Source organism: Enterobacter dykesii (genome assembly GCF_008364625.2).
Classification (GTDB): domain Bacteria; phylum Pseudomonadota; class Gammaproteobacteria; order Enterobacterales; family Enterobacteriaceae; genus Enterobacter; species Enterobacter dykesii.
Genome location: NZ_CP126604.1, coordinates 3,756,578 through 3,779,469, shown reverse-complemented (window position 1 = coordinate 3,779,469; position 22,892 = coordinate 3,756,578). Strand labels below are relative to the sequence as shown.

The following is a 22,892-nucleotide window of genomic DNA, read 5'->3' as shown; positions in this document are numbered from 1 at the left end:
GTTGTTTTGGGAACATTCAGGGTTGTTATTTGATGCAATTCTATCAGTTGGCAACAATATGTTTTGTTACCTCCCGCAAAAAAATGCAATCCACATTAATTTGCAGTTTGGATTGTGATGCAAATAACATTTTCGTATGGGTGTTCACGTTCCCTCTCCCTTTTGGGGAGAGGGTTAGGGTGAGGGGTGTTTTTTAGCGGCGACGATAGTTCTTCTGCGCCGTATTCACCTTATACAGATAGCGGCGGGATTCCGCAGACGGGTGGCGGGTGGTGAGGGTAGAGTAGACATCCCCCGGCGCCATGCTGTTGATGATGTTCGCGGCCTGCACTTTGTCATTTGAGAAGACGCGAAGCACGCTGCCCGCACCGCCGTTATAGGCGGTGATCACCGCATAGCGGCGCGACGTTGGGTTATCAATTCCGCCCAGGTACACATTGTTCAGCATCGCCAGGTAGGCCGTGCCGGTATCAATGTTGCTCTGCGGATCGAACAGATAGCTGCGGCTCGGCGTGCCGGATTTCCCCTGCGCGCGGAAGACGTCTTTCCCGGCGCTGTGCTGCACAACCTGCATCAGCCCCAGGGCGTCGGAACGGCTTACCGCGTACGGGTTGAACGAGGATTCGGTCTGCATAATCGCCAGGATCAGCGACTCATCCACGCCGTATTTGCGTGAGGCCTGACGCACCATCCCAATGTACTTATGCGCACGCTTGTCGAGGTGGTTCGGGACAAGGTTGATGGTGACGCTATAGATAATCTTCAGACCGTTAGAGCGGCTTTTCAGGCGCGTCTGCAGCAGGTAGTCGGCAAATTTCGTGGCGCGACCTTCCCAGCGGATCGGCTGACCGGTCTGATCGACGACCTGGCCGTACAGGAACGGCTCTTTCGAGATAGTGATATCGTCGGCATCGGAGTAGAGATCGATAGATCCCGGATCGTCACCCATCAGCAGGGTTTTGACGATCGCCTGACGCAGTCGCGCCGCAGGGTCGGTGCCTGCGATGGTCTCAATCGTGATCGTCCCCTCATCAAAGTTGATGTGGCTACGGGTCTGATAGGCGTCGGTGTACTTAACGTAGTCCTTTGGTCCGGCAATAAGAACTTCGTTAAATCCCCATATGTTCTCGATGTTGTGGGCAAACTGCCCCATCAAAATGTCAAAACCGTTGGTGTCCTTGATCCAGGCTTCGTTGTAATCTTCGCCTTTTTTTGACGAACACGAGACAAGCAACGGCGCAACAAGGGCTAGCGCTAAAAGTTTTTTCATCATTCCGGGAGTGCGTGTTGTGTTTGCTTTAACGGCGGGGTTTCCCCCGCACGCTGTTATTTTTCCGGTGGCGTATAGCCTTCGATGTGCACGTCTTTACCTTCGAACAGGAAGCTCACCATCTCCTGCTCCAGCAGCTTGCGGTGTTCCGGGTTCATCATGCTGAGTTTTTTCTCGTTGATCAGCATGGTCTGCTTTTTCTGCCACTGTCCCCAGGCTTCTTTGGAGATTTCATTGTAGATGCGTTTACCCAGCTCGCCCGGATAAAGCTGGAAATCCTGGCCTTCAGCGTCACGCTGCAGGAAAGTACAAAAAATCGTTCTGGCCATACTCATTCCTCTTTTTCTTGTCGATGCTAAACCATTGCACCGGCACGTAATTGTTGTAACAGGCGCTCCACGGGAGCCGCCAGTCCGACTGATGGCGGTTGCGCTAAGTTATACCAGAGAGCGGTGCCTTCATCCATGCACGAGGCAAATGACGACACGGGAAGCCACATGGGTACAATATCCAGGTGGAAATGGCTGAACGTATGGCGAAACGCGGTCAGCTGCGTCAGGTTATCGGCAGCAATCCCGCGCTGTTTAAGCCATTCACGCAGCAAATCTTCATCTTCAAACTGTGGGAAGCAGTATAGACCACCCCACAGACCGCTCGGCGGACGCTGGGCGAGGAAGACCTGGTCGCCGTGCTGCATCAGCAGCATATAGCCGGTGCGCTCCGGTAGCGTCTGTTTGGGTTTCTTACCCGGATATTGCGCCCATGAATGGTTGGCATACGCCACGCAGAGATTATTCACCGGGCAGAGTTCGCATTTTGGTTTTGAGCGCGTGCAGACCAACGCGCCGAGATCCATCATCGCCTGGTTGAAACGCTCGACGCCGTTAGCCGGGGTGACCGCTTCACTTATTTCCCAAAGACGTTTCTCAACGTCCTTCTTCCCCGGCCAGCCGTCGACGGCGTAGCAGCGTGCCAGCACGCGCTTCACGTTGCCGTCGAGAATCGGGAAATGCTTGCCTAAAGACAGGGAGAGAATGGCGCCTGCGGTTGAACGTCCGACGCCGGGCAAGTCCGCCACCTCGTCGAAGGTTTCCGGGAATTTCCCGTTGTGGCGCGTCGCAACCTGCTGTGCGGCCTTGTGAAGGTTACGCGCCCGGGCGTAATAGCCAAGACCGGTCCACAGGTGCAGGACCTCGTCCAGCGGGGCGTTGGCCAGATCGGTCACCTTCGGGAAGCGCGCCATAAAACGCTCGAAGTAAGGGATCACCGTAGCGACCTGCGTTTGTTGCAACATCACCTCGGAGAGCCATACTTTGTAAGGCGTTTTTTCAATTTGCCAGGGCAGGGTTTTACGCCCGTATTTGTCGTACCAGTCCAGCACCTGGGCTGAAAATTGAGAGGCTTGCATGGTCATCGATTCGCATAATCAGGGACGCAGATTGCAGCACAGCGTCAATCTGCTGTAAACCGGATCTTTCCCATGCTTGCATAGAAGCCTTAACTTTGGATAATGCCCGTTTCCCGAACATTCTCACAAGCAGACAACTCTTTTATGAAAAACGACGTCATTTCACCGGAATTTGATGAAAACGGTCGCCCGCTGCGCCGTATTCGCAGCTTTGTCCGCCGTCAGGGTCGCCTGACAAAAGGGCAGCAACATGCGCTGGACAACTACTGGCCGGTGATGGGCGTTGAGTTCAGCGAGCAGCCTCTGGACTTTACCGAACTGTTCGGCCGCGAAGCACCCGTCACGCTGGAGATCGGGTTTGGTATGGGCACCTCGCTGGTGGCCATGGCGAAAGCGCGACCGGAGCAGAACTTCCTCGGTATCGAAGTCCACTCCCCGGGCGTGGGTGCATGCCTGGCAACGGCTCATGAAGAGGGCGTAGAGAACCTGCGCGTGATGTGTCACGACGCGGTGGAAGTGCTGCATAAAATGATTCCTGACAATTCTTTAACCATGGTTCAGCTCTTTTTCCCTGACCCGTGGCACAAAGCACGTCATAATAAACGCCGTATCGTTCAGGCGCCGTTTGCCGAGCTGGTGAAAAGTAAGCTGAAGCTGGGCGGTGTCTTCCATATGGCGACCGACTGGGAACCGTATGCGGAACATATGCTGGAAGTGATGTCGTCGCTGGACGGGTATAAAAACCAGTCTGAGAGCAACGACTATGTACCGCGTCCGGAATCGCGTCCGGTAACGAAATTTGAACAGCGTGGCCATCGTCTTGGTCACGGTGTATGGGACTTAATGTTCGAGAGGGTGAAATAATGGCAAAGAATCGTAGCCGTCGTCTGCGTAAAAAGATGCACATCGAAGAATTCCAGGAAGTGGGTTTCTCCGTTGCGTGGCGTTTCCCGGAAGGCACCAGTGTAGAACAGATCGATCAGGACGTGGATGCTTTCATCAATGACGTGATTGAGCCAAACAAGCTGGCCTTCGACGGTAGCGGTTACCTGGCCTGGGAAGGTCTGATCTGCACCCAGGAAGTGGGTAAATGCACCGAAGAACATCAGGCGCTGGTACGTAAATGGCTTGAAGACCACAAGCTCGAAGATGTCCGCGTCAGCGAACTTTTCGACGTTTGGTGGGACTAATAAAGCAGTAAGGGGCCAGCATTAGCTGGCCCATTTTGTCTGAGGGAGTGTTTAAGATGCGCAAAACGTTGCTGGCTGTTGCTTTGATGGCAACCGGATTCACCGCCCATGCGGATTATCAATGTAGCGTCACCCCGCGTGATGACGTGGTGTTAAGCCCGCAGACCGTGCAGGTCAAAGGCGAGAACGGCAATCTGGTGATTACGCCGGATGGTAACGTGACGTTTAACGGCAAGCCGCAAAACCTGACTGCCGCGCAGCGCGAGCAGGCGAAGGATTATCAGGCTGAGCTGCGTACCGCACTGCCGTGGATTAACGACGGCGCGCTGACCCGCGTTGAGAAAAGCCGCGTCGCGCTGGATAAGATCATCACCAAAGAGGTGGGGGAGAGCAGCAATATGCGCACCCGCCTGACGAAGCTCGATAAGCAGCTTAAAGAGCAGATGAACCGCATTATCGAGACGCGCTCCGACGGCCTGACGTTCCACTACAAGGCGATCGATCAGGTCCGCGCTGACGGGCAGCAACTGGTGAACCAGGCAATGGGCGGCATTCTTCAGGACAGCATCAACGAGATGGGCGCCAAAGCGGTTCTGAAAGGCGGCGGTAACCCGCTGCAGGGCGTGCTGGGCAGTCTGGGCGGCCTGCAGACCTCCATTCAGAACGAGTGGAAGAACCAGGAAGATGATTTCCAGCAGTTCGGCAAAGACGTGTGTAAACGCGTGGTGTCGCTGGAAGATAGCCGGAAGGCGCTGGTGGGGACGCTGAAGTAAGATCTCTGCGCGCTGGGCCCCTCACCCTAACCCTCTCCCCAAAGGGGCGAGGGGATGGTTTGCTCCCTCTCCCTTTCAGGGTGTACGGTCCGGGGACATAGTGAACACTTGTTCGGGAACATGGTAGACACTTACAACTAAGGCATAAGAACCCGTTTATGGAGTCGCTTATGCCCTGGGATGCGAGAGATACCATGTCATTACGTACTGAGTTTGTTTTGTTCGCCTCGCAGGACGGGGCGAACATCCGTTCCCTCTGCCGTCGCTTCGGCATTTCACCTGCCACCGGCTACAAGTGGCTTCAGCGCTGGGCTCAGGAAGGCCCGTCCGGCCTTCAGGACCGGCCCCGCATACCCCACCATTCCCCGAACCGCTCATCTGACGACATCACTGCCCTGCTGCGCATGGCCCATGACCGCCATGAACGCTGGGGAGCCCGCAAGATTAAGCGCTGGCTCGAAGACCAGGGGCACCGCATGCCCGCCTTCAGCACCGTCCATAGCCTGATGGCCCGCCATGGTCTGCTGCCGGGCGCTTCACCGGGCATACCCGCCACGGGACGGTTCGAACACGACGCGCCGAACCGCCTCTGGCAGATGGATTTTAAGGGCCACTTTCCCTTTGGCGGCGGCCGCTGCCATCCGCTCACCCTGCTGGACGACCACTCCCGTTTTTCCCTGTGCCTGGCGCCCTGTACCGATGAACGGCGCGAGACCGTGCAGCAGCAGCTGGTCAGCGTGTTTGAACGTTACGGCCTGCCGGACCGGATGACAATGGACAACGGCTCACCGTGGGGCGACACCACCGGTACCTGGACGGCGCTGGAGCTGTGGCTGATGCGCCACGGTATCCGGGTGGGCCATTCCCGGCCTTATCATCCGCAGACGCAGGGCAAGCTGGAGCGTTTTCACCGCAGCCTGAAGGCGGAAGTGCTGCAGGGGAAGTGGTTCGCGAACGAGGGCGAACTGCAGCGTGCCTTCGACCACTGGCGGACGGTGTACAACCTTGAACGCCCGCACGAGGCGCTGGATATGGCGGTACCGGGCTCGCGGTATCAGCCGTCAGCGCGGCAGTACAGCGGCAACACAACGCCCCCGGAATACGACGAGGGCGTGATGGTAAGGAAAGTGGATATCAGCGGAAAGCTGAGCGTGAAAGGGGTAAGTCTGAGCGCAGGCAAGGCGTTCAGGGGAGAACGGGTCGGGCTGAAGGAAATGCAGGAAGACGGCAGCTATGAGGTGTGGTGGTACAGCACGAAAGTGGGGGTGATCGACCTGAAGAAAAAGTCGATCACCATGGGTAAAGGATGTTAAAAAGTGTTCACCATGTCCCCGAACACCTGTCTACCATGTCCCCGGACTGTACACAGGGAGAGGGCCGGGGTGAGGGTTGCAGCGTTTGCAGGGTTTCAAGGATCTTTTCTAACACCGCCTCTTCGTTATCCCAGAGTTCGTTATTCCAGAATCGAATGACATGCCAGCCTTTCCCTCAGCCAGCAGAACGGGATGCAAAATCCTGAATCAGCCTTCAGAATCGTCGGCGAGGAACAGCTCAAGAAGGGAATTTAAGAACAGCTTGCCGTGCTCGGTGATCTGCCAGTATTCCTCATTCTCGGTGAGATACCCCTGCGCCAGCGCCTCGTCGATCTGCGGGCGAATCACCGACTCCGGCAGCCCGGTGTAACGCGCAAATTCCGCGCGCGGCGCGGCTTCCAGCAGACGGAAGCGGTTCATGAAGAACTCAAACGGTTTATCCTCCGCCTCAACGTCGTGCTGACGCTCCAGGTAGCGGCCTTCCATGTATCCGCGCGGGTGGCGGGTTTTGGCGGTGCGCAGAATGCGCCCGTCCGGGAAGGTCACCTTGCCGTGCGCGCCGCAGCCAATCCCCAGATAGTCACCAAAGCGCCAGTAGTTCAGGTTGTGCTGACACTGGTATCCCGGCTTCGCATACGCGGACGTTTCATACTGCTGATAGCCCGCAGCGGTGAGAAGCCTGTGACCCTGCTCGAAGATATCCCACAGCGCGTCGTCGTCCGGCAGCACCGGCGGGCGGGAACCGAACAGCGTGTTTGGCTCGATGGTGAGCTGATACCACGATAGGTGCGGTGGGTTCAGTTCGATCGCCTGGCGCAGGTCGTCCAGCGCCTCTTCCAGCGACTGATCCGGCAGGCCGTGCATCAGATCGAGGTTAAAGCTGCGCAGGCCCAGACCGGTCGCCAGGTTTGCCGCGCGCTTCGCCTCTTCCGGGCCGTGAATGCGCCCCAGACGTTTCAGCTTCGGCTCGCTAAAGCTCTGCACGCCGATGGAGATGCGGTTCACGCCCGCGCGCTGATAGTCGACAAAACGGTCGGCCTCAACGGTGCCGGGGTTGGCTTCCATCGTAATTTCAGCATCCGCCGCCAGGTTCAGGCGCGAACGCACGCCGTCCAGCAGCGTTTGCATCGCCGGGCCGGACAGCAGGCTCGGCGTACCGCCACCAATGAAAATGGTCTTAACTTCACGTCCCTGTGCGTAAGGTACATCGGCGTCCAGGTCGGCCAGCAGGTGCGCAACGTAGTCATCGTGCGGCACTTCGCCCTTCAGCGCGTGCGAGTTGAAATCGCAGTACGGGCATTTCTGCACGCACCACGGGATGTGAATATACAGACTCAAAGGCGGCAAATTAGCCATTACGCAGTGCTTCCAGTAACAGTTTCAGCGCGCGTCCGCGGTGGGAAATTGCGCTTTTCTCTTCGCGGGTCAGTTCCGCAGCGGTTTTGCCCTCGGTCGGGACAAAGAAAATAGGGTCGTAGCCAAAGCCGCCGTTGCCAGCAGCTTCACGGGTAATCACGCCCGGCCAGCTGCCGTGGCAGACGATAGGCGTCGGGTCTTCCGCGTGGCGCATATAAACCAGCACGCAGTGGAACTGCGCGGTGCGTTGTTCGTCCGGTACGTCTTTCAGGGCGACAAGCAGCTTTTCCAGATTCTGCTGGTCGGTGGCGTCAACGCCGGAATAGCGCGCAGAGTAAATCCCCGGCGCACCGCCGAGAAAATCCACGGCCAGGCCGGAGTCGTCGGCAATCGCAGGCAGGCCGGTAATCTGCGCGGCGTGGCGCGCTTTCAGGATCGCGTTTTCGATAAACGTCAGACCCGTCTCTTCGGCGGACTCCACGCCCAGATCGGTCTGGGCGACCACGTCCAGCCCAAAATCATTTAATAGCGAGGCCAGCTCGCGCACTTTGCCGGCGTTACCGGTCGCGAGAACAACTTTCTGCATGGTTTAGTCCTGTTCTGTCAGAGCCGCGACTTCCGTCGGGATAGATTGCGGATTAAGGATTTTTACCTGTTTATGTCGCCCAAGTTCACCTTTTTCAATGATGACCTGGCTTTTGGCGACGCGAAACTGTTTTGCCAGATATTTGGTCAGATGCGCGTTCGCCTGGCCGTCAACCGGCGGGGCGGTGATGGCGACTTTTAACTCGTCGCCATGCAGCCCGACAATACTGTCACGGCTGGCCTTCGGCTGAATATACAGCCGCAAAACCAGCCCGTCAGCGCAGGTGCTTACGGCACTCATAGCGCCATCCACAGCCCCGGCAGCAGCATATCGCCCGTCGACTGTAACAGCTCAGCGATCCCCATATTAACCACGTACAGCAGCAGAACCAGGATCATCGGCGAGAAATCAATACCGCCCATCGAAGGCAGCAGATTGCGAATCGGGCGCAGCAGCGGTTCGGCCAGTTGGATCAGCGCATATTCTACCGGACTACGCCCCTGGCTTACCCAGCTCATGATGGCCATGACCAGCAGCACCCAGAAAATCAGCAGGCCGATGGTTTTGATTAAAATCAGGACCGCAGCAATCCAGATAATCGGCTGGAAGGTGATGACCATAAACAGCACGATCGCTTTGATAACGCTCAGAATAAACGCCACCAGCAGAGACGAACTGTCGATGGGACCCATCGCAGGGATAATGCGGCGCAGCGGTCCGACAACAGGTTGCGTGATTTTCACGACAAACTGCGAGAACGGATTGTAAAAATCACAGCGGGCCCACTGCATCCAGACGCGCAGCAAAAGCGCCATCGTATACAGCTCAAGCACTGTTGAGAGCAGGAAAGTCAACGTCTTCATGGCGTTCCTCAGGTTTCCTTATTATTTTGAGTAGTCGCGCGCACCGAAAATTGCCGTGCCGATGCGCACCATAGTGCTGCCTGCCGCGATGGCGGCTTCCATATCATCCGACATGCCCAGCGAAAGCGTGTCTACCGTGTTATAGCGCGCTTTAAGCGCCTCAAATGCTACAGCCATTTGCTGTGCCACGGCAAACTGCCTTTCATAACTTGACTCAGGCGCAGGAATTGCCATCAGCCCGCGCAGGGTCAAGTGCGGAAGGGCGGCCACGTCTGCGGCCAGCGTATCCAGCTCACTCAGAGCAATGCCGGACTTGCTGTTTTCATCGCTGATGTTGACCTGAATCAGCACGTTGAGTGACGGCATTTCTGCCGGACGCTGGTCATTCAGGCGGGTAGCAATACGCAGGCGGTCGATGGTGTGGCACCAGTCGAAGTGCTCTGCCACCAGACGGCTTTTGTTCGACTGCAGGGGGCCAATAAAGTGCCACTGCAGATCCGTATTCCCCTGTTCCTGGAAGTAGCGAATTTTATCCACGCCTTCCTGAACGTAGTTTTCACCAAACGCCCGCTGGCCTGCATCAATAGCTTCTGCGATGGCGCTCGCAGGCTTGGTTTTGCTGACTGCAAGCAGCGTAATTTCTTCTGAAGCACGGCCGCAACGCGCTGCGGCGGCTGAGATTTTGTCCCGGACCTGTGCCAGGTTATGCGCAATGTCGTTCATTTTCCGAGGAGTAGTCTATGGATGTGGAAGAAATTGTGGCCCTTAGTGTAAAGCATAACGTCTCCGATCTACACCTGTGCAGTGATTCGCCACCGCGCTGGCGTAGATTAGGCCGGCTTGAGCCTGCGCCCTTTCCGCCTCCCGATGTCGGAGCGTTATTAAAAGCGTGGCTTAACGATGAGCAGCAGGGAACATGGTGGGCAAAGGGACAGGTGGATTTTGCCGCGACGGTGGCGGGAGGCCAGCGCCTGCGCGGGAGTGCCTTTAAGCAGATGCGCGGAGTTTCTTTGACGCTGCGGCTGTTGCCACGTAGCTGCCCGCAGCTCTCTTCGCTGGGCGCGCCGCGGGTAATCCCGGAACTGTTGTCAAATGACGCCGGGCTGATTCTGGTCACCGGGGCGACCGGCAGCGGCAAATCCACTACGCTGGCGGCGATGGTCGATTTTCTAAACCACCATGCTGATGGCCATATCCTCACGCTTGAAGATCCGGTGGAGTTTATCTACCAGAGCGAACGTTGCTTGATCCAGCAGCGGGAGATAGGTCAGCACAGCCCGTCATTTGCCGAAGCGCTGCGCAGTGCCTTACGCCAGGATCCGGACGTTATTTTGCTGGGGGAGCTGCGCGACAGCGAAACGATCCGCCTGGCGTTAACGGCGGCGGAAACCGGACATCTGGTGCTGGCGACGCTGCATACGCGAGGGGCATCGCAGGCGATTGAACGGCTGGTCGATACGTTCCCGGCGCAGGAGAAAGATCCGGTGCGTAACCAACTGGCCGGCAGCCTGCGGGCGGTGCTGGCGCAGAGGCTGCTTCCCGATCTACAGGGCGGGCGCGTCGCGTTGTATGAACTGTTGGTGAACACAGCGGCGGCGGCGAATCTGATTCGTGAAGGGAAAACGTGGCAACTGCCCGGCATCATTCAAACCGGTCAGCAGGCAGGAATGCAGAACTTTGACCAGAGCCTGGCGGAGAGACGGGCGCAGGGGCGGCTGTAGGCCCCCGTGCTTAAAAGCCCTGCTCGAAATAGCTTTCGAGGATAATCACGGCGGAAGCAGAGTCCACGCTGCCTTTGCTGAGCGCCCGAAAGCCGCCGTGCTCAAACAGACCCGCACGCGCTTCGACGGTGCTCAGACGCTCGTCGTGCAGCTTCACGGAGACGCCAAAGCGGCCATGGATTTTATTGGCGAACTTACGCGCCCGGGCGGTAAGCGGCTGTTCTGTGCCGTCCATGTTCAGCGGCAGCCCAACAATAACATCATCCGGCTGCCACTCTTTGAGCAGACGCTCGATAAGATTCCAGTCTGGCGTGCCGTCATTGGCCTTCAGGGCCGTAAGCGGACGCGCGGTACCGGTGATGCGCTGACCCACGGCGACGCCAATGCTTTTGGTACCAAAATCGAAGGCCAGAAGCGTTCCGCTCATCAGGCGTGCCCCGCTACGCCAGGCATGGTCAGGATATCAATGCCAATCAGCTTCGCCGCGTCACGCCAGCGATCGGCGATAGGGGTTTTAAACAGGATGTTCATGTCCGCAGGCGCGGTAAGCCAGGCGTTATCGAGGATCTCTTGCTCAAGCTGGCCTTTCTCCCAGGACGAATAGCCCAACGCCACCAGCACTTCAGAAGGCTGCTCTACGGTACCCAGCGTTTCGAGCACATCACGCGAGGTGGTAATGACGGTGTTATCCGAAATTCGAATACTGGAAGAGAATACCGGCGGCGTATGCAGGATAAAACCGCGGTCTTCTGCAAGAGGTCCGCCCAGCATCACAGGTTTATCAAGCCGTATTTCCGGCAGTCGCGCTTCAGCCGAGATTTTCAGCTTGTCCAGAATTCCTTCAACCTGAAGATTTTCCAGTGGTTTATTGATGATGATGCCCATCGCGCCGTCTTCATTGTATTCACAAATATAAACCACGGCACGGCGAAAAATCGGGTCCTGGAGAGCAGGCATGGCAATAAGAAAGTGATGCTGTAAATTCATTGTCAGAGGTACTGTTTCCTGGTTTAAAAAGCGACAGCGCCCAGTATGGGGACAAACACAGGCGCTGTCACTAATAGTATTGTTAGGTTATTTCTGTAAACGTTTTTCGATAGCGTCCATCAGCATTCCGGTGATCGAAATCGGGAATTCCGCTTCAATTTCACGAATGCAGGTCGGGCTGGTGACGTTCACTTCGGTCAGACGATCGCCGATGATATCCAGGCCAACGAAGATCAGGCCTTTGGCTTTCAGCGTCGGGCCAACGCGGCGGGCAATTTCCCAGTCGCTTTCGGTCAGCGGGCGCGGCTCACCGCGACCGCCTGCCGCCAGGTTCCCACGAGTTTCGCCACCCTGCGGGATACGCGCCAGGCAGTAAGGAACCGGTTCTCCATCCACCACCAGAACACGTTTGTCACCGTCTTTGATCGCTGGAATATAGTTCTGCGCCATGCAGTAACGCGTGCCCAGCTCGGTCAGCGTTTCGGCAATCACGCCAATGTTCGGATCGCTCTCCTTAACGCGGAAAATCGACGCGCCGCCCATGCCGTCCAGCGGCTTCATGATGATATCGCCGTGCTTCTGCCAGAATTCTTTCAGCTGCGCTTTGCTGCGGGTCACCAGGGTTTCCGGCGTCAGGTCAGAGAACCAGGCGGTGTAGAGCTTCTCGTTGCAGTCGCGCAGGCTCTGCGGCTTGTTGACGATCAGCGTGCCTTTCTCTTCTGCACGCTCAAGGATGTAGGTGCTGTAAATGTATTCGGTGTCGAACGGCGGATCTTTACGCATCAGGATGACGTTGAGATCGGCCAGGGCAATGTCCTGCTCGGTGCCGAACTCATACCATTTGTCATAGTTCTGCTCGACGTTAACGATGCGGGTGCGCGCGCGGGCCTCACCGTTGATCAGGTAAAGATCGTTCATCTCCATATAGTGGAGTTCATAGCCGCGACGCTGCGCTTCCAGCAGCATGGCGAAGCTGGAATCTTTCTTGATGTTAATGTTTGCGATGGGGTCCATCACGATGCCGAGCTTGATCATGTTCTTCTCCGTTAATGCTTCAACCCAGATCGCCAAACCGTACCTGTAGCGCGGTAATGGCCGTGAGTGCCGTTGTCTCAGTGCGCAGAACGCGAGGTCCCAACAGAATATCAGTAAACTGGTAACGTGCCGTCATCGCAATTTCATCCGCCGACAGGCCGCCTTCGGGGCCAATCAGCAGGCGTACGCGCTCAACGGGCAGGGGCAGCGTATTGATGCTGGCGCTGGCGCGCGGATGAAGATTGAGTTTCAGCCCACTGTCTTCTTCTGCACACCACTCCTCCAGATCCATTGCCGGGCGGATCTCCGGAATACGGTTGCGTCCACTCTGTTCGCAAGCCGCAATGGCAATTTTCTGCCACTGCTGGATCTTTTTGTTCAGACGTTCCGCGTCCAGTTTAACGCCACAGCGCTCAGAAAAAAGTGGCGTAATGAGGCTTACACCCAGTTCAATGGATTTCTGAATGGTGAACTCCATTTTCTCGCCGCGCGACATCACCTGGCCCAGATGGATGTGCAGCGGTGATTCCCGGTCATCCACTTCGCCACGCAGGACGTTAACGTGTACGCTTTTTTTATCAGACCGCGTGATTTCCGCGTCGAAAACCTGGTTTGAGCCGTCGAACAGCTGTATTGCCTGACCTGCGCCCATGCGCAGCACGCGGCCAACGTGGTTGGCTGCGTCATCAGACAGGGCGATTTCGCGGCCTGCGGTAATCAGTTCAGGATGGTAAATGCGGGGAATGCGCATAGTCAGAAATTCCATGTGTCATGCGATATAAGCGAATTGCCGTAGTGTAGGTTAGCTCTTTTGCGCCTGGCAAGCCCGCTGGACGTAAGGGTTGTGATTCCCCTGGACTCTGGCGATACGTTCGTCGCGCTGGCATTCCCACTCCGTCACCGGGTACTGCTTGTCCCAGGCGTTGAACAGCAGCGTCTGCTGGCGGGAGAGGTTGAGGTCGTAACGGTCGCGCATATAGAAGTAGGTGCGGGCGATACTGCCGCGCGCACGGGCAGGGGGCTCTGCGACTTTCTCTTTAAAATCAACCTTCATACCGCACTGGCCGTACTGGCCTTCGCCACCGTTCCACTGGCTGTACATGAAATTACCCCGGTCGCCGTTCACTTCACCTACGGCAGGCTGCAGGTTATGCATATCGCTTTCCATCTGACGATAAACCGGATCTTTTGCGCAGTTTTTACGTCCGCCATCCTGCCAGCACTGGCGCTGGTGGCCAAACTGCCAGGCCGGAACGACATGTTCCCATTCAATACGGCTGGCGCGGTTTTCGTTTTTACGCACCTTATAGCCGCAGGACTCAAGGTCAACGACCCCTTTTTTACCCTGCCAGTTAATTTTACAGCCGCAGTAGAAATCGCCCGGCACGTCAGCGTTGACCTTTACGCCGGCCGCTTTGGCCTGAGAGAAACTGTTGATACCGTCGGCCAGAGCATGGCCTGAGAGCGCCGTCGTCAGAAAGGCGACCGCGAGAGAAAAATTACGGGACATCTTACACTCCGTGTCAAAACGAGCCCGCAACGTAACGAATGTTGTTCCCGTATGCAATCAGTCAGATCAGGAAAGTTCCTGAAAGTTCAGATGATTATTCCGCAACCAGCGGCTCGCCGCATTTGACGCAGCGGTAGGTCGCCTCGCCGCGCACCACGCGATTATGGCGGCGGACGGTAAGCTGGTGCTGCTGACACTGGCAGCGGTAGGGGAAGGTATTGCGGCGTACCGATTCCAGCTCGAACTGATGGGTGCGGCGAGCCGGAACGCTGAGCACCGCTTCCATCATCCACTTCCACTCTTTTCCATGGGGCGCGACGCGTCCGAAGTGTTTCCACACCAGCAGATGCGCCAACTCGTGCGGTACCACTTCCTCGATAAACGCCTGTTGGTTTTCCATCATCAGCACCGGGTTAAGGCGGATCTCATACGGCTCGAGCCATGCGGTACCCGCCGCGGTTCCGCGCTGCTGATAAACGATCTTGGGTTCAGGGTAATTGCGGCCGAGCTTCAGGTTCGCCTGGGCGAGTTTTTCCCGCAGGCAGCGCATAACGGCTTGCTGAAGGGCGATGGGGAGACGGGGTGCTTTCATAGGGGCAAAGCATAAAGCGCGAAGCGGGGAGGCGCAAGAGGCGCCTCCCGCATGAGGATCAGTCGTGGGCGCCGATTTCGCGTAGCGGACGACCTTTCATCAGGTTACGTTCAATATGTTCCAGAGAAACGTGTTTGGTTTCTGGAACCAGCCAGATTGTCAGCACAATAAAGAAGATGTTCAGACCGGCGTAGACCCAGAAGGTGTTCGCGTTGCCCAGGGTATTGAGCATGGTCAGGAACGTTGCGCCGACGATCATGTTGGCAATCCAGTTGGTTGCGGTAGAGCAGGTGATACCAAAATCACGCCCTTTCAGCGGCTGGATCTCAGAGCACAGCACCCAAATCAGCGGACCGGCGCTCATCGCAAACCCGACGATAAACATCAGCAGCATGCCGACCGCAAAGTACTGGGCGGTTGGTGAGTGAATGCCCACATGCATCATGGTACCGAGGACACCCATACCGGCCGCCATCACCAGGAAGCCCAGCGTCAGGGTTGGCTTACGTCCCCAGCGGTCTACCAGACCGATGGCGATAAAGGTCGCCAGCACGTTGGTCAGACCGACAATGACGGTCCCCCACATTTGTTCGGTGGTGTTGGTATAACCCGCCAGCTCAAAGATTTTTGGCGCGTAATACATGATGACGTTCATCCCGGTGAACTGTTGCATCACCTGCAGCAGCACGCCAAGGAACACCGCGCGGCGGAAGTTGCTGTTCTCTTTAAACAGCGCCCAGCCGGACTGTTTGACCTTCAGGCTTTCGCGGATCTCTTCCAGCTCGTTTTTCGCTTCCGCGCTGGTGTCGCGCAGGCGCATCAGTACGCGTTCGGCATCGTGGAATCGACGTTTGGCGGCGAACCAGCGCGGGCTGTCCGGCAGGAAGAAGACGCCAATCAGCAGCAGAATGGCCGGAATGATGATCACGCCGAGCATCCAGCGCCATGCGCCGCTGTAGCTAAACGCGGTATCGGAAAGGTACGCGCCCAAAATACCGATGGTGATCATGAGCTGGTACATCGAAATCATACTGCCGCGGATTTTCTCCGGCGCGATTTCAGACAGGTAAAGCGGGGCGGTATAGGACGCCACGCCCACGGCCAGACCGAGCAGCACGCGGGAAACCAGCAGAACCTCAACGTTAGGCGCTGCGGCAGAGAAGAGTGAACCGGCAACGAACAGGATCGCGCCGATCATCAGGCTCTTTTTACGCCCGAGCTTGAAGGAGAGCCAGCCGCTGCCGACGGCCCCGACGGCAGCGCCAAACATCATCGAGCTCACCACCCACTCCTGAGTGTGAGCGCTGATCTGAAATTCGTCAGTGATGAAAGGTAATGCACCGGCAATCACGCCGATATCCAGGCCAAAAAGTAATCCTGCCAGGGCGGCGAGGAAACAGACGAAGAATGTCATCGCCTTGTTGGACGTACGCCCCTGTTTTTTATTGTCAGGCATTATGCCCTCCAGTTGGGTTATCAGTTTTATTGATGTAAAGGGTAGGTGAGTGACCCGTAAAAATATGTGAGATTAATCACATAGGTGTAATCGGTTACACTAACGCGCAACCGTAAAAATAATTAAAGCTTTGAAAATATAGAGGTAAACGAGGTGATATGCATCGCGAAAGAACACATTTCAGACTTAACTGAAAGGCGATGTAACAGCAGAAGAAAGGCGATCATGCAAAGAGAATATTCTGAAAGCGAGACGCATCCGGTGCGGTGTAATCGGTTCCATATGCGCACCTTTGCGTCGCCATCCGACAAAAAAAGGCCAGCCCGAAGGCTGGCCTTTTATCACGCAGATGTCAGTCTATTACTTCAGACCGGCAGCTTCACGCAGCAGGGCGGCTTTGTCGGTTTTTTCCCATGGGAAATGTTCACGACCAAAGTGACCGTATGCCGCGGTTTCTTTGTAGATTGGGTGCAGCAGATCCAGCATCTGAATCAGGCCGTATGGACGCAGGTCGAAGAACTCGCGCACCAGCAGCGTCAGCTGTTCTGAAGGCACTTTCTCAGTACCGAAGGTTTCAACCATGATGGAGGTTGGCTCAGCTACGCCGATAGCATAGGAAACCTGGATCTCACAGCGATCAGCCAGACCGGCAGCAACGATGTTTTTCGCCACATAACGCGCCGCGTACGCCGCAGAACGGTCAACTTTAGACGGATCTTTACCGGAGAACGCACCGCCACCGTGGCGCGCCATGCCGCCGTAGGTATCAACGATGATTTTGCGACCGGTCAGACCGCAGTCACCCATTGGGCCGCCGATAACGAAGCGTCCGGTTGGGTTGATGAAGAATTTGGTCGCAGAGCTCAGCCATTCGGTCGGCAGAACCGGCTTGATGATCTCTTCCATCACTGCTTCCTGCAGGGATTTCTGATCGATATCTTCGGAATGCTGGGTAGAAAGCACTACCGCGTCAATCCCAACGATTTTGCCGTCGTCATACTGGAAGGTGACCTGGCTTTTCGCATCCGGGCGCAGCCACGGCAGGGTGCCGTTTTTACGCACTTCAGCCTGACGCTGCACCAGACGGTGTGCGTAGGTGACCGGTGCTGGCATCAGCACGTCGGTTTCGTTGGTTGCATAGCCAAACATCAGGCCCTGGTCGCCCGCGCCCTGTTCCAGCGGATCGGCACGGTCAACGCCCTGGTTGATGTCTGGAGACTGTTTGCCAATCGCGCTCAGAACCGCGCAGGAGTTGGCATCAAAGCCCATATCAGAATGCACATAGCCGATCTCACGCACCGTGTTACGGGTGATCTCTTCGATATCAACCCATGCGCTGGTGGTGATCTCACCGCCAACCAGAACCATGCCGGTTTTGACATAGGTTTCGCACGCTACGCGCGCTTTTGGATCCTGCGCCAGGATCGCATCCAGCACCGCATCGGAGATTTGGTCAGCAATTTTATCAGGATGTCCTTCTGATACGGACTCGGACGTAAACAGGTGTTTTGCCATGTTTTATTTCACCTAAGAGGAATGTGGTTAGCTCAAGCTGCTGTGCGGAATAGCCAAAGGAGATAATTCTACCAAGGCCTGCAGGTTTATGACACTGGCAGTATGAGTGTTAATCAGTATAGATGGATTAACATCTGGACGGCTATTTTAGGTCACTTCTTCGCCCGATTTCCAGTTTTTTTTGATTCATCTCCCACTGCGTTGAAATGGCAGCTGGAAATTTTCCCTGACGCTGCTGGCAGCTCGCGCATTTTTGTTTTGCTTTTTAGCCCCCTTCTCGGTATAAAACGCGGCGCGCGGCTCATATAAAATAAGCGCTCGATGAACTCATCGTGTCGCCACTTCCAGCCGGGTTAAGCAGTGAACTTTTAGCTTTGGCTTGTGGTCCGTTTCAACAGAGGCGGCCGTGGAGGTGATACGAGATAATGAACCATCGTTTTCCGCACATTCAGCGCAGCCGTTCTGGCGCGTATTTGATTCCCGCAACCCGCATTTCTAGTCTGCAAACCTGCCGATGTTATACCCATCTCGGCGCTTCTCAGGATTCCAGGGCCGGTCACGCTTTGTGAAAACTGAACAAGGGCGCTCTTGTTAATACAAGAGTTTTCTCGTGGTTTCGCCGAACCTTGTCATACAGAGTTCGGATACGTGTTTTACAATGATATGAATAAGAAACCGGTCGCACGGTCTGGTTTTCAGCATACTCTGCTGGGAAACGGAGCCGTTTATGGGTTGTTATCGCCGTATAACGCTGCGATAGTAGTCAACTGTTTTACACTTATTACAAAGAGTTGAGGTTCGCTATGTCTGACGACATGTCTTCTTTTTCGCCTTCGTCAGCGGGCGAACAGGGTGTACTACGTTCTATGCAGGAGGTTGCGATGAGCTCCGAGGAAGCCAGCAAAATGCTGCGCACTTACAATATTGCCTGGTGGGGCAATAACTACTACGACGTTAACGAACTGGGCCACATCAGCGTCTGCCCGGATCCGGACGTCCCTGAAGCGCGCGTGGATCTCGCCAAGCTGGTAAAAGCCCGCGAAGCACAGGGCCAGCGTTTGCCTGCACTGTTCTGCTTCCCGCAGATCCTGCAACATCGCCTGCGTTCTATTAACGCCGCGTTCAAGCGCGCGCGTGAATCCTACGGCTATAAAGGCGACTATTTCCTGGTTTACCCGATCAAGGTGAACCAGCACCGCCGCGTGATTGAATCCCTGATCCACTCCGGCGAGCCGCTGGGCCTGGAAGCAGGCTCCAAAGCGGAGTTGATGGCGGTTCTGGCGCATGCGGGCATGACCCGTTCAGTGATCGTCTGTAATGGCTATAAAGACCGTGAATACATTCGTCTGGCGCTGATTGGCGAGAAGATGGGCCACAAGGTCTATCTGGTTATCGAAAAGATGACCGAAATCGCGATCGTGCTGGAAGAGGCCGAACGTCTGAACGTGGTGCCGCGCCTTGGCGTGCGTGCGCGTCTGGCGTCACAAGGTTCCGGTAAATGGCAGTCCTCCGGCGGCGAGAAATCCAAGTTCGGCCTGGCGGCAAACCAGGTGCTGCAGCTGGTGGAAATCCTGCGCGAGCGCGGTCGTCTGGACAGCATTCAGCTGCTGCACTTCCACCTTGGCTCGCAGATGGCCAATATTCGCGACATCGCCACCGGCGTGCGTGAATCCGCGCGTTTCTACGTTGAGTTGCACAAGCTTGGCGTGAATATTCAGTGCTTCGACGTGGGCGGCGGCCTCGGCGTGGACTACGAAGGGACCCGCTCGCAGTCTGACTGCTCTGTAAACTACGGCCTGAACGAATACGCGAACAACATCATCTGGGCGATCGGCGATGCCTGTGAAGAGAACGGCCTGCCGCATCCGACGGTGATCACCGAATCCGGTCGCGCGGTCACAGCGCACCATACGGTGCTGGTCTCGAACATCATCGGCGTTGAGCGTAGCGAAATCAGCGAAGCGACGCCTCCGGCAGACGATGCCCCGCGTTCCCTGCAAAGCATGTGGGAAACCTGGCAGGAGATGCACGAGCCGGGCACGCGTCGTTCCCTGCGCGAATGGCTGCACGACAGCCAGATGGACCTGCACGATATTCACGTGGGTTATTCTTCAGGCACCTTCAGCCTGCAGGAGCGCGCGTGGGCGGAGCAGCTCTACCTGAACATGTGCCATGAAGTGCAGAAACAGCTCGACCCGAGCAACCGCGCGCACCGTCCGATAATCGACGAGCTGCAGGAGCGTATGGCGGATAAGATTTACGTCAACTTCTCGCTGTTCCAGTCGATGCCGGATGCCTGGGGTATCGACCAGCTGTTCCCTGTTCTGCCGCTGGAAGGGCTGAACCATGCCCCGGAACGCCGTGCGGTGCTGCTGGACATCACCTGTGACTCCGACGGTGCCATCGACCACTACGTCGACGGTGACGGTATCGCAACGACGATGCCAATGCCTGAGTACGACCCGGAGAACCCGCCGATGCTGGGCTTCTTTATGGTCGGCGCGTATCAGGAGATCCTCGGCAACATGCACAACCTGTTTGGTGATACCGAAGCGGTGGACGTGTTCGTGTTCCCTGACGGCAACGTGGAAATCGAGCTGTCCGATGAAGGGGATACCGTGGCGGACATGCTGGAATACGTTCAGCTGGATCCGAAAAAACTGCTCACCCAGTTCCGCGACCAGGTCAAAAATACCGGGCTGGACGATGCGCTCCAGCAGCAGTTCCTGGAAGAGTTTGAAGCGGGTCTGTACGGGTATACCTACCTGGAAGACGAGTAGGAAAACCTCCCTCTCCCTGTGTGAGAGGGGCGGGGTGAGGGCATCAGACCGCACAATGCCCTATACTCACTTGAACCCGTATGCATTACCGGCGATAATTCGTCCCAATAAGCGATTTACGAATCAATCCCTTCCTCGTCGGGTTTAACGACGCGGAGGGGATTTTTTTTCATCTGTTTTTAATGTATCGACTTTAAAAGAGGTCAGGACATGAGCACTTTAGGTCATCAGTACGATAACTCTCTGGTATCTAACGCGTTTGGTTTTTTACGCCTTCCAATGAACTTCCAGCCGTACGACAGCGACGCTGACTGGGTGATCACCGGCGTGCCTTTCGATATGGCAACATCTGGCCGCGCGGGGGGACGTCACGGCCCGGCAGCGATCCGTCAGGTTTCCACTAACCTGGCCTGGGAGCATAACCGCTTCCCGTGGAACTTCGACATGCGCGAGCGCCTGAACGTGGTGGACTGCGGTGACCTGGTGTACGCCTTCGGCGACGCGCGTGAGATGAGCGAGAAGCTGCAGGCGCACGCCGAGAAGCTGCTGGCTGCCGGTAAGCGCATGCTCTCCTTCGGCGGCGACCACTTCGTGACCCTGCCGCTGCTGCGCGCCCATGCGAAGCACTTCGGTAAAATGGCGCTGGTGCACTTCGATGCACATACCGACACCTACGCGAACGGCTGCGAGTTTGACCACGGCACCATGTTCTTCACCGCGCCGAACGAAGGTCTGATCGACCCGAACCACTCCGTGCAGATCGGTATTCGCACCGAGTTCGACAAAGACAACGGTTTCACCGTGCTGGATGCGGGCCAGGTTAACGATCGCGGCGTCGACGACATAATCGCTCAGGTGAAGCAGATCGTGGGTGATATGCCTGTGTATCTGACCTTCGACATCGACTGCCTGGATCCGGCATTTGCACCGGGCACCGGTACGCCGGTCATCGGTGGTTTGACCTCAGATCGTGCCATCAAGCTGGTGCGCGGCCTGAAGGATCTGAACATTGTCGGAATGGACGTGGTGGAAGTGGCGCCTGCGTACGACCAGTCCGAGATCACCGCGCTGGCCGCAGCGACTCTGGCGCTGGAGATGCTCTACATTCAGGCTGCTAAAAAAGGCGAGTAATCCTCGCCTGGCGTGAAAAAAACCTCTCGATTGAGAGGTTTTTTATTGCCTTTAGAACACGTTAAACGGGTATTCCACGTAAGCGCGGATCTCGTCCCCGCCCACGTTGTACTCGCTGGCGTTGCTCGATACGCGCAGGACGGAGTAACGCAGTTTCAGCTTCAGATCCTTCGCCGGACCATCCTGTACCTGGTACTGGATCTGGTTAAACCACTCGTGCTCTTTGCCGTTGCTGGTTTCAGAGGTTTTGATGTTATCGCCGCGCACGTAGGCGGTGGTCCAGCTCAGGCCCGGTAAGCCAAGGCCGGCAAAGTCCAGACCGTAGGATGCCTGCCAGGAACGTTCATCTTCGCCGTTAAAATCAGACCAGTAGGAGTTCGCCAGCCAGATGGTGTTTCCGCCGTCACCCACACCGCCCTTGTCACGATAGCCGCCGTAGTTGTAGCCGGTGCTGCCGCTGCTCTGCTGGTACGCCACTTTGAACGTGTGAATGTCCCAGATGTAGCTCGCCGCCAGGCTCCAGATGGTGTTGCTGCGGCCCGTGTCGAGGCTGTCCGCGTAACCCTGGTCCAGTCGGGAGTTATAGCCGTTGAAGTCGAGCACCAGCTGCTGCCCGGTGCTGAAAGGCTGTTTGAAGTTCATGCCCAGGTACTGCTTGTTCATCACCTCTTCATTATGAGAGGCGTACAGCGCGCCGCTGAACTGGTCGTTAAACTGATAGCTCGCACCGCCGAAGGAGAGGCTCTTCAGCCCGCTGTCGTGGCGGTCATCGCTTTTACGCTGTTCGTCAGTGAAGTAACCTGCCTTGACTTCCAGACCGTCGATCTCTTTCGAGGTCAGCATGGTGCCGGTGTAGCTTTCAAACAGCAGGCGAGAGCTGTCGGCATTGATGATAGGCAGCTCAGGACGCTGATTCCCGTAGCTCAGTACGGTATTCGAGATGCGCATTTTGGCGGTGGCGCCAAACTTTGCCAGATCGGATTTTGCCCGGCCGTCATCTTCCTGCTTAAAGAAGTCGATGCCGCCCGCGCCGATCTTGCCACGGCCGCCGTCCAGGCGCACGCCGTATTGAGCAATACCGTCCACGCCAAAGCCTACCAGCCCTTCGGTATAGCCGGATGCAAACGTGGCAATGATCCCCTGACCCCATTCGGCTTTGTCCTGCTGGCCCTGATGGTAATCGCGGCTGATATACGCATTGCGTAAAAACAGGTCCAGATGGCTGTCGTCAATAAAACCCTGGCTGTCGGATTGCTGGCTTGCAGCGGCAGGTAATGCGGCAAATAAGCTTAAAGCAATTAATGATAATTCTTTTTTCACGGAGGGAACGTCTCTGTCTGGATATAGTAATTTGAATAACTGCGGGGGGATAATTACCGGAAAAAGAGACCTTTGCAATAATTATG

General features: G+C 56.4%; 26 protein-coding genes and 1 pseudogene. 9 read left to right on the top strand and 18 right to left on the bottom strand.

Translation table 11 applies throughout. The annotated features are described in order from the left end of the window. Positions 1–193 precede the first annotated feature (193 nt). From mltC to mutY, 3 genes are read right to left on the bottom strand one after another with little or no spacing between them, the layout of a single operon-like run. On the bottom strand, positions 194–1,270 hold the full coding sequence (mltC, locus tag F0320_RS17950) for a membrane-bound lytic murein transglycosylase MltC (protein WP_033146615.1): 1,077 nt from the start codon (positions 1,268–1,270) through the stop codon (positions 194–196). Positions 1,271–1,326: 56 nt separating this feature from the next. Continuing rightward, complete coding sequence (locus tag F0320_RS17945) at positions 1,327–1,599, bottom strand: oxidative damage protection protein (RefSeq protein WP_008499765.1); 273 nt, start codon at positions 1,597–1,599, stop codon at positions 1,327–1,329. Between the two features lie 26 nt (positions 1,600–1,625). After that, positions 1,626–2,678, bottom strand: a complete 1,053-nt coding sequence (mutY, locus tag F0320_RS17940) for an A/G-specific adenine glycosylase (RefSeq protein WP_185807253.1) — start codon at positions 2,676–2,678, stop codon at positions 1,626–1,628. 144 nt (positions 2,679–2,822) lie between these two features. On the opposite strand from mutY, the gene trmB reads away from it, so the two are divergent. The 4 genes from trmB to F0320_RS17920 all read left to right on the top strand — a co-directional run bounded on the left by trmB (position 2,823) and on the right by F0320_RS17920 (position 5,954). Further along, positions 2,823–3,542, top strand: a complete 720-nt coding sequence (trmB, locus tag F0320_RS17935) for a tRNA (guanosine(46)-N7)-methyltransferase TrmB (RefSeq protein ID WP_033146613.1) — start codon at positions 2,823–2,825, stop codon at positions 3,540–3,542. Beyond that, complete coding sequence (locus F0320_RS17930; RefSeq protein WP_014885198.1) at positions 3,542–3,868, top strand: YggL family protein; 327 nt, start codon at positions 3,542–3,544, stop codon at positions 3,866–3,868. Before trmB ends, F0320_RS17930 begins: the two co-directional genes overlap by 1 nt. 56 nt (positions 3,869–3,924) lie before the next feature. Next, positions 3,925–4,641, top strand: a complete 717-nt coding sequence (locus tag F0320_RS17925) for a DUF2884 domain-containing protein (protein ID WP_058841913.1) — start codon at positions 3,925–3,927, stop codon at positions 4,639–4,641. A gap of 170 nt (positions 4,642–4,811) precedes the next feature. Next, a complete protein-coding gene (locus F0320_RS17920) occupies positions 4,812–5,954 on the top strand; it encodes an IS481 family transposase (RefSeq protein WP_431605437.1) in 1,143 nt (380 codons plus the stop codon). A 7-nt stretch (positions 5,955–5,961) separates the two neighbouring features. On the opposite strand, the pseudogene F0320_RS17915 reads toward F0320_RS17920, so the two are convergent. The 6 genes and pseudogenes from F0320_RS17915 to F0320_RS17890 form a co-directional block, all read right to left on the bottom strand. Next, a pseudogene (locus F0320_RS17915) lies at positions 5,962–6,126 on the bottom strand (DUF559 domain-containing protein); the annotation flags it as partial. A gap of 35 nt (positions 6,127–6,161) precedes the next feature. Beyond that, positions 6,162–7,310 carry a radical SAM family heme chaperone HemW gene (gene hemW / locus F0320_RS17910; protein WP_126329739.1) on the bottom strand — a complete coding sequence of 383 codons (1,149 nt, stop codon included), beginning with the start codon at positions 7,308–7,310 and terminating at the stop codon, positions 6,162–6,164. Next, a complete protein-coding gene (locus F0320_RS17905; RefSeq protein WP_048979374.1) occupies positions 7,303–7,896 on the bottom strand; it encodes an XTP/dITP diphosphatase in 594 nt (197 codons plus the stop codon). Before F0320_RS17905 ends, hemW begins: the two co-directional genes overlap by 8 nt. A 3-nt stretch (positions 7,897–7,899) precedes the next feature. After that, positions 7,900–8,196 (bottom strand): DUF167 family protein YggU, encoded by a 297-nt coding sequence (gene yggU / locus F0320_RS17900; protein WP_014885193.1) that lies wholly within the window; start codon positions 8,194–8,196, stop codon positions 7,900–7,902. After that, positions 8,193–8,759: a YggT family protein gene (locus tag F0320_RS17895; RefSeq protein WP_023309130.1), complete on the bottom strand. Its 567-nt coding sequence runs from the start codon at positions 8,757–8,759 to the stop codon at positions 8,193–8,195. The genes yggU and F0320_RS17895 overlap by 4 nt, the downstream gene beginning before the upstream one ends. 21 nt (positions 8,760–8,780) lie before the next feature. Further along, a complete protein-coding gene (locus tag F0320_RS17890) occupies positions 8,781–9,482 on the bottom strand; it encodes a YggS family pyridoxal phosphate-dependent enzyme (RefSeq protein WP_126329737.1) in 702 nt (233 codons plus the stop codon). A gap of 17 nt (positions 9,483–9,499) precedes the next feature. Here F0320_RS17890 and F0320_RS17885 point away from each other — a divergent pair, with 17 nt between their 5' ends. Beyond that, positions 9,500–10,480, top strand: coding sequence for a type IV pilus twitching motility protein PilT (locus tag F0320_RS17885; RefSeq protein WP_126329735.1), 981 nt, complete (start codon positions 9,500–9,502; stop codon positions 10,478–10,480). Between the two features lie 10 nt (positions 10,481–10,490). Here the strand turns inward: F0320_RS17885 and ruvX are convergent, their stop codons facing one another. The 8 genes from ruvX to metK all read right to left on the bottom strand — a co-directional run bounded on the left by ruvX (position 10,491) and on the right by metK (position 17,575). Next, positions 10,491–10,907: a Holliday junction resolvase RuvX gene (gene ruvX / locus F0320_RS17880; RefSeq protein ID WP_023326041.1), complete on the bottom strand. Its 417-nt coding sequence runs from the start codon at positions 10,905–10,907 to the stop codon at positions 10,491–10,493. Beyond that, on the bottom strand, positions 10,907–11,467 hold the full coding sequence (locus F0320_RS17875) for a YqgE/AlgH family protein (protein ID WP_126329733.1): 561 nt from the start codon (positions 11,465–11,467) through the stop codon (positions 10,907–10,909). The genes ruvX and F0320_RS17875 overlap by 1 nt, the downstream gene beginning before the upstream one ends. A gap of 87 nt (positions 11,468–11,554) precedes the next feature. Next, on the bottom strand, positions 11,555–12,502 hold the full coding sequence (gene gshB / locus F0320_RS17870) for a glutathione synthase (protein ID WP_029739222.1): 948 nt from the start codon (positions 12,500–12,502) through the stop codon (positions 11,555–11,557). Between the two features lie 19 nt (positions 12,503–12,521). Further along, on the bottom strand, positions 12,522–13,253 hold the full coding sequence (rsmE, locus tag F0320_RS17865) for a 16S rRNA (uracil(1498)-N(3))-methyltransferase (protein ID WP_024906558.1): 732 nt from the start codon (positions 13,251–13,253) through the stop codon (positions 12,522–12,524). A gap of 51 nt (positions 13,254–13,304) precedes the next feature. Beyond that, positions 13,305–14,012 carry a deoxyribonuclease I gene (gene endA / locus F0320_RS17860; RefSeq protein WP_126329731.1) on the bottom strand — a complete coding sequence of 236 codons (708 nt, stop codon included), beginning with the start codon at positions 14,010–14,012 and terminating at the stop codon, positions 13,305–13,307. Positions 14,013–14,106: 94 nt separating this feature from the next. After that, positions 14,107–14,604 (bottom strand): SprT family zinc-dependent metalloprotease, encoded by a 498-nt coding sequence (locus tag F0320_RS17855; protein WP_126329729.1) that lies wholly within the window; start codon positions 14,602–14,604, stop codon positions 14,107–14,109. Positions 14,605–14,662: 58 nt separating this feature from the next. After that, complete coding sequence (gene galP, locus F0320_RS17850) at positions 14,663–16,060, bottom strand: galactose/proton symporter (RefSeq protein WP_023309123.1); 1,398 nt, start codon at positions 16,058–16,060, stop codon at positions 14,663–14,665. Positions 16,061–16,420: 360 nt separating this feature from the next. Then, positions 16,421–17,575: a methionine adenosyltransferase gene (gene metK / locus F0320_RS17845; protein WP_010435443.1), complete on the bottom strand. Its 1,155-nt coding sequence runs from the start codon at positions 17,573–17,575 to the stop codon at positions 16,421–16,423. A gap of 425 nt (positions 17,576–18,000) precedes the next feature. Here metK and F0320_RS21835 point away from each other — a divergent pair, with 425 nt between their 5' ends. The 4 genes from F0320_RS21835 (at position 18,001) to speB (ending at position 21,486) form a co-directional block, all read left to right on the top strand. Next, positions 18,001–18,144: a hypothetical protein gene (locus tag F0320_RS21835; RefSeq protein WP_419095317.1), complete on the top strand. Its 144-nt coding sequence runs from the start codon at positions 18,001–18,003 to the stop codon at positions 18,142–18,144. Between the two features lie 94 nt (positions 18,145–18,238). After that, the gene (gene yqgB, locus F0320_RS17835; RefSeq protein ID WP_127341063.1) at positions 18,239–18,370 is read left to right on the top strand and encodes an acid stress response protein YqgB; all 132 of its coding nucleotides are present in this window, start codon (positions 18,239–18,241) and stop codon (positions 18,368–18,370) included. 8 nt (positions 18,371–18,378) lie between these two features. Then, the gene (speA, locus tag F0320_RS17830; RefSeq protein ID WP_023309121.1) at positions 18,379–20,355 is read left to right on the top strand and encodes a biosynthetic arginine decarboxylase; all 1,977 of its coding nucleotides are present in this window, start codon (positions 18,379–18,381) and stop codon (positions 20,353–20,355) included. A 210-nt stretch (positions 20,356–20,565) separates the two neighbouring features. After that, positions 20,566–21,486 carry an agmatinase gene (gene speB / locus F0320_RS17825; RefSeq protein ID WP_014071686.1) on the top strand — a complete coding sequence of 307 codons (921 nt, stop codon included), beginning with the start codon at positions 20,566–20,568 and terminating at the stop codon, positions 21,484–21,486. A gap of 51 nt (positions 21,487–21,537) precedes the next feature. Here speB and F0320_RS17820 read toward each other — a convergent pair whose 3' ends face one another. Further along, on the bottom strand, positions 21,538–22,806 hold the full coding sequence (locus tag F0320_RS17820) for an OprD family outer membrane porin (RefSeq protein ID WP_126329725.1): 1,269 nt from the start codon (positions 22,804–22,806) through the stop codon (positions 21,538–21,540). Positions 22,807–22,892: the final 86 nt, after the last annotated feature.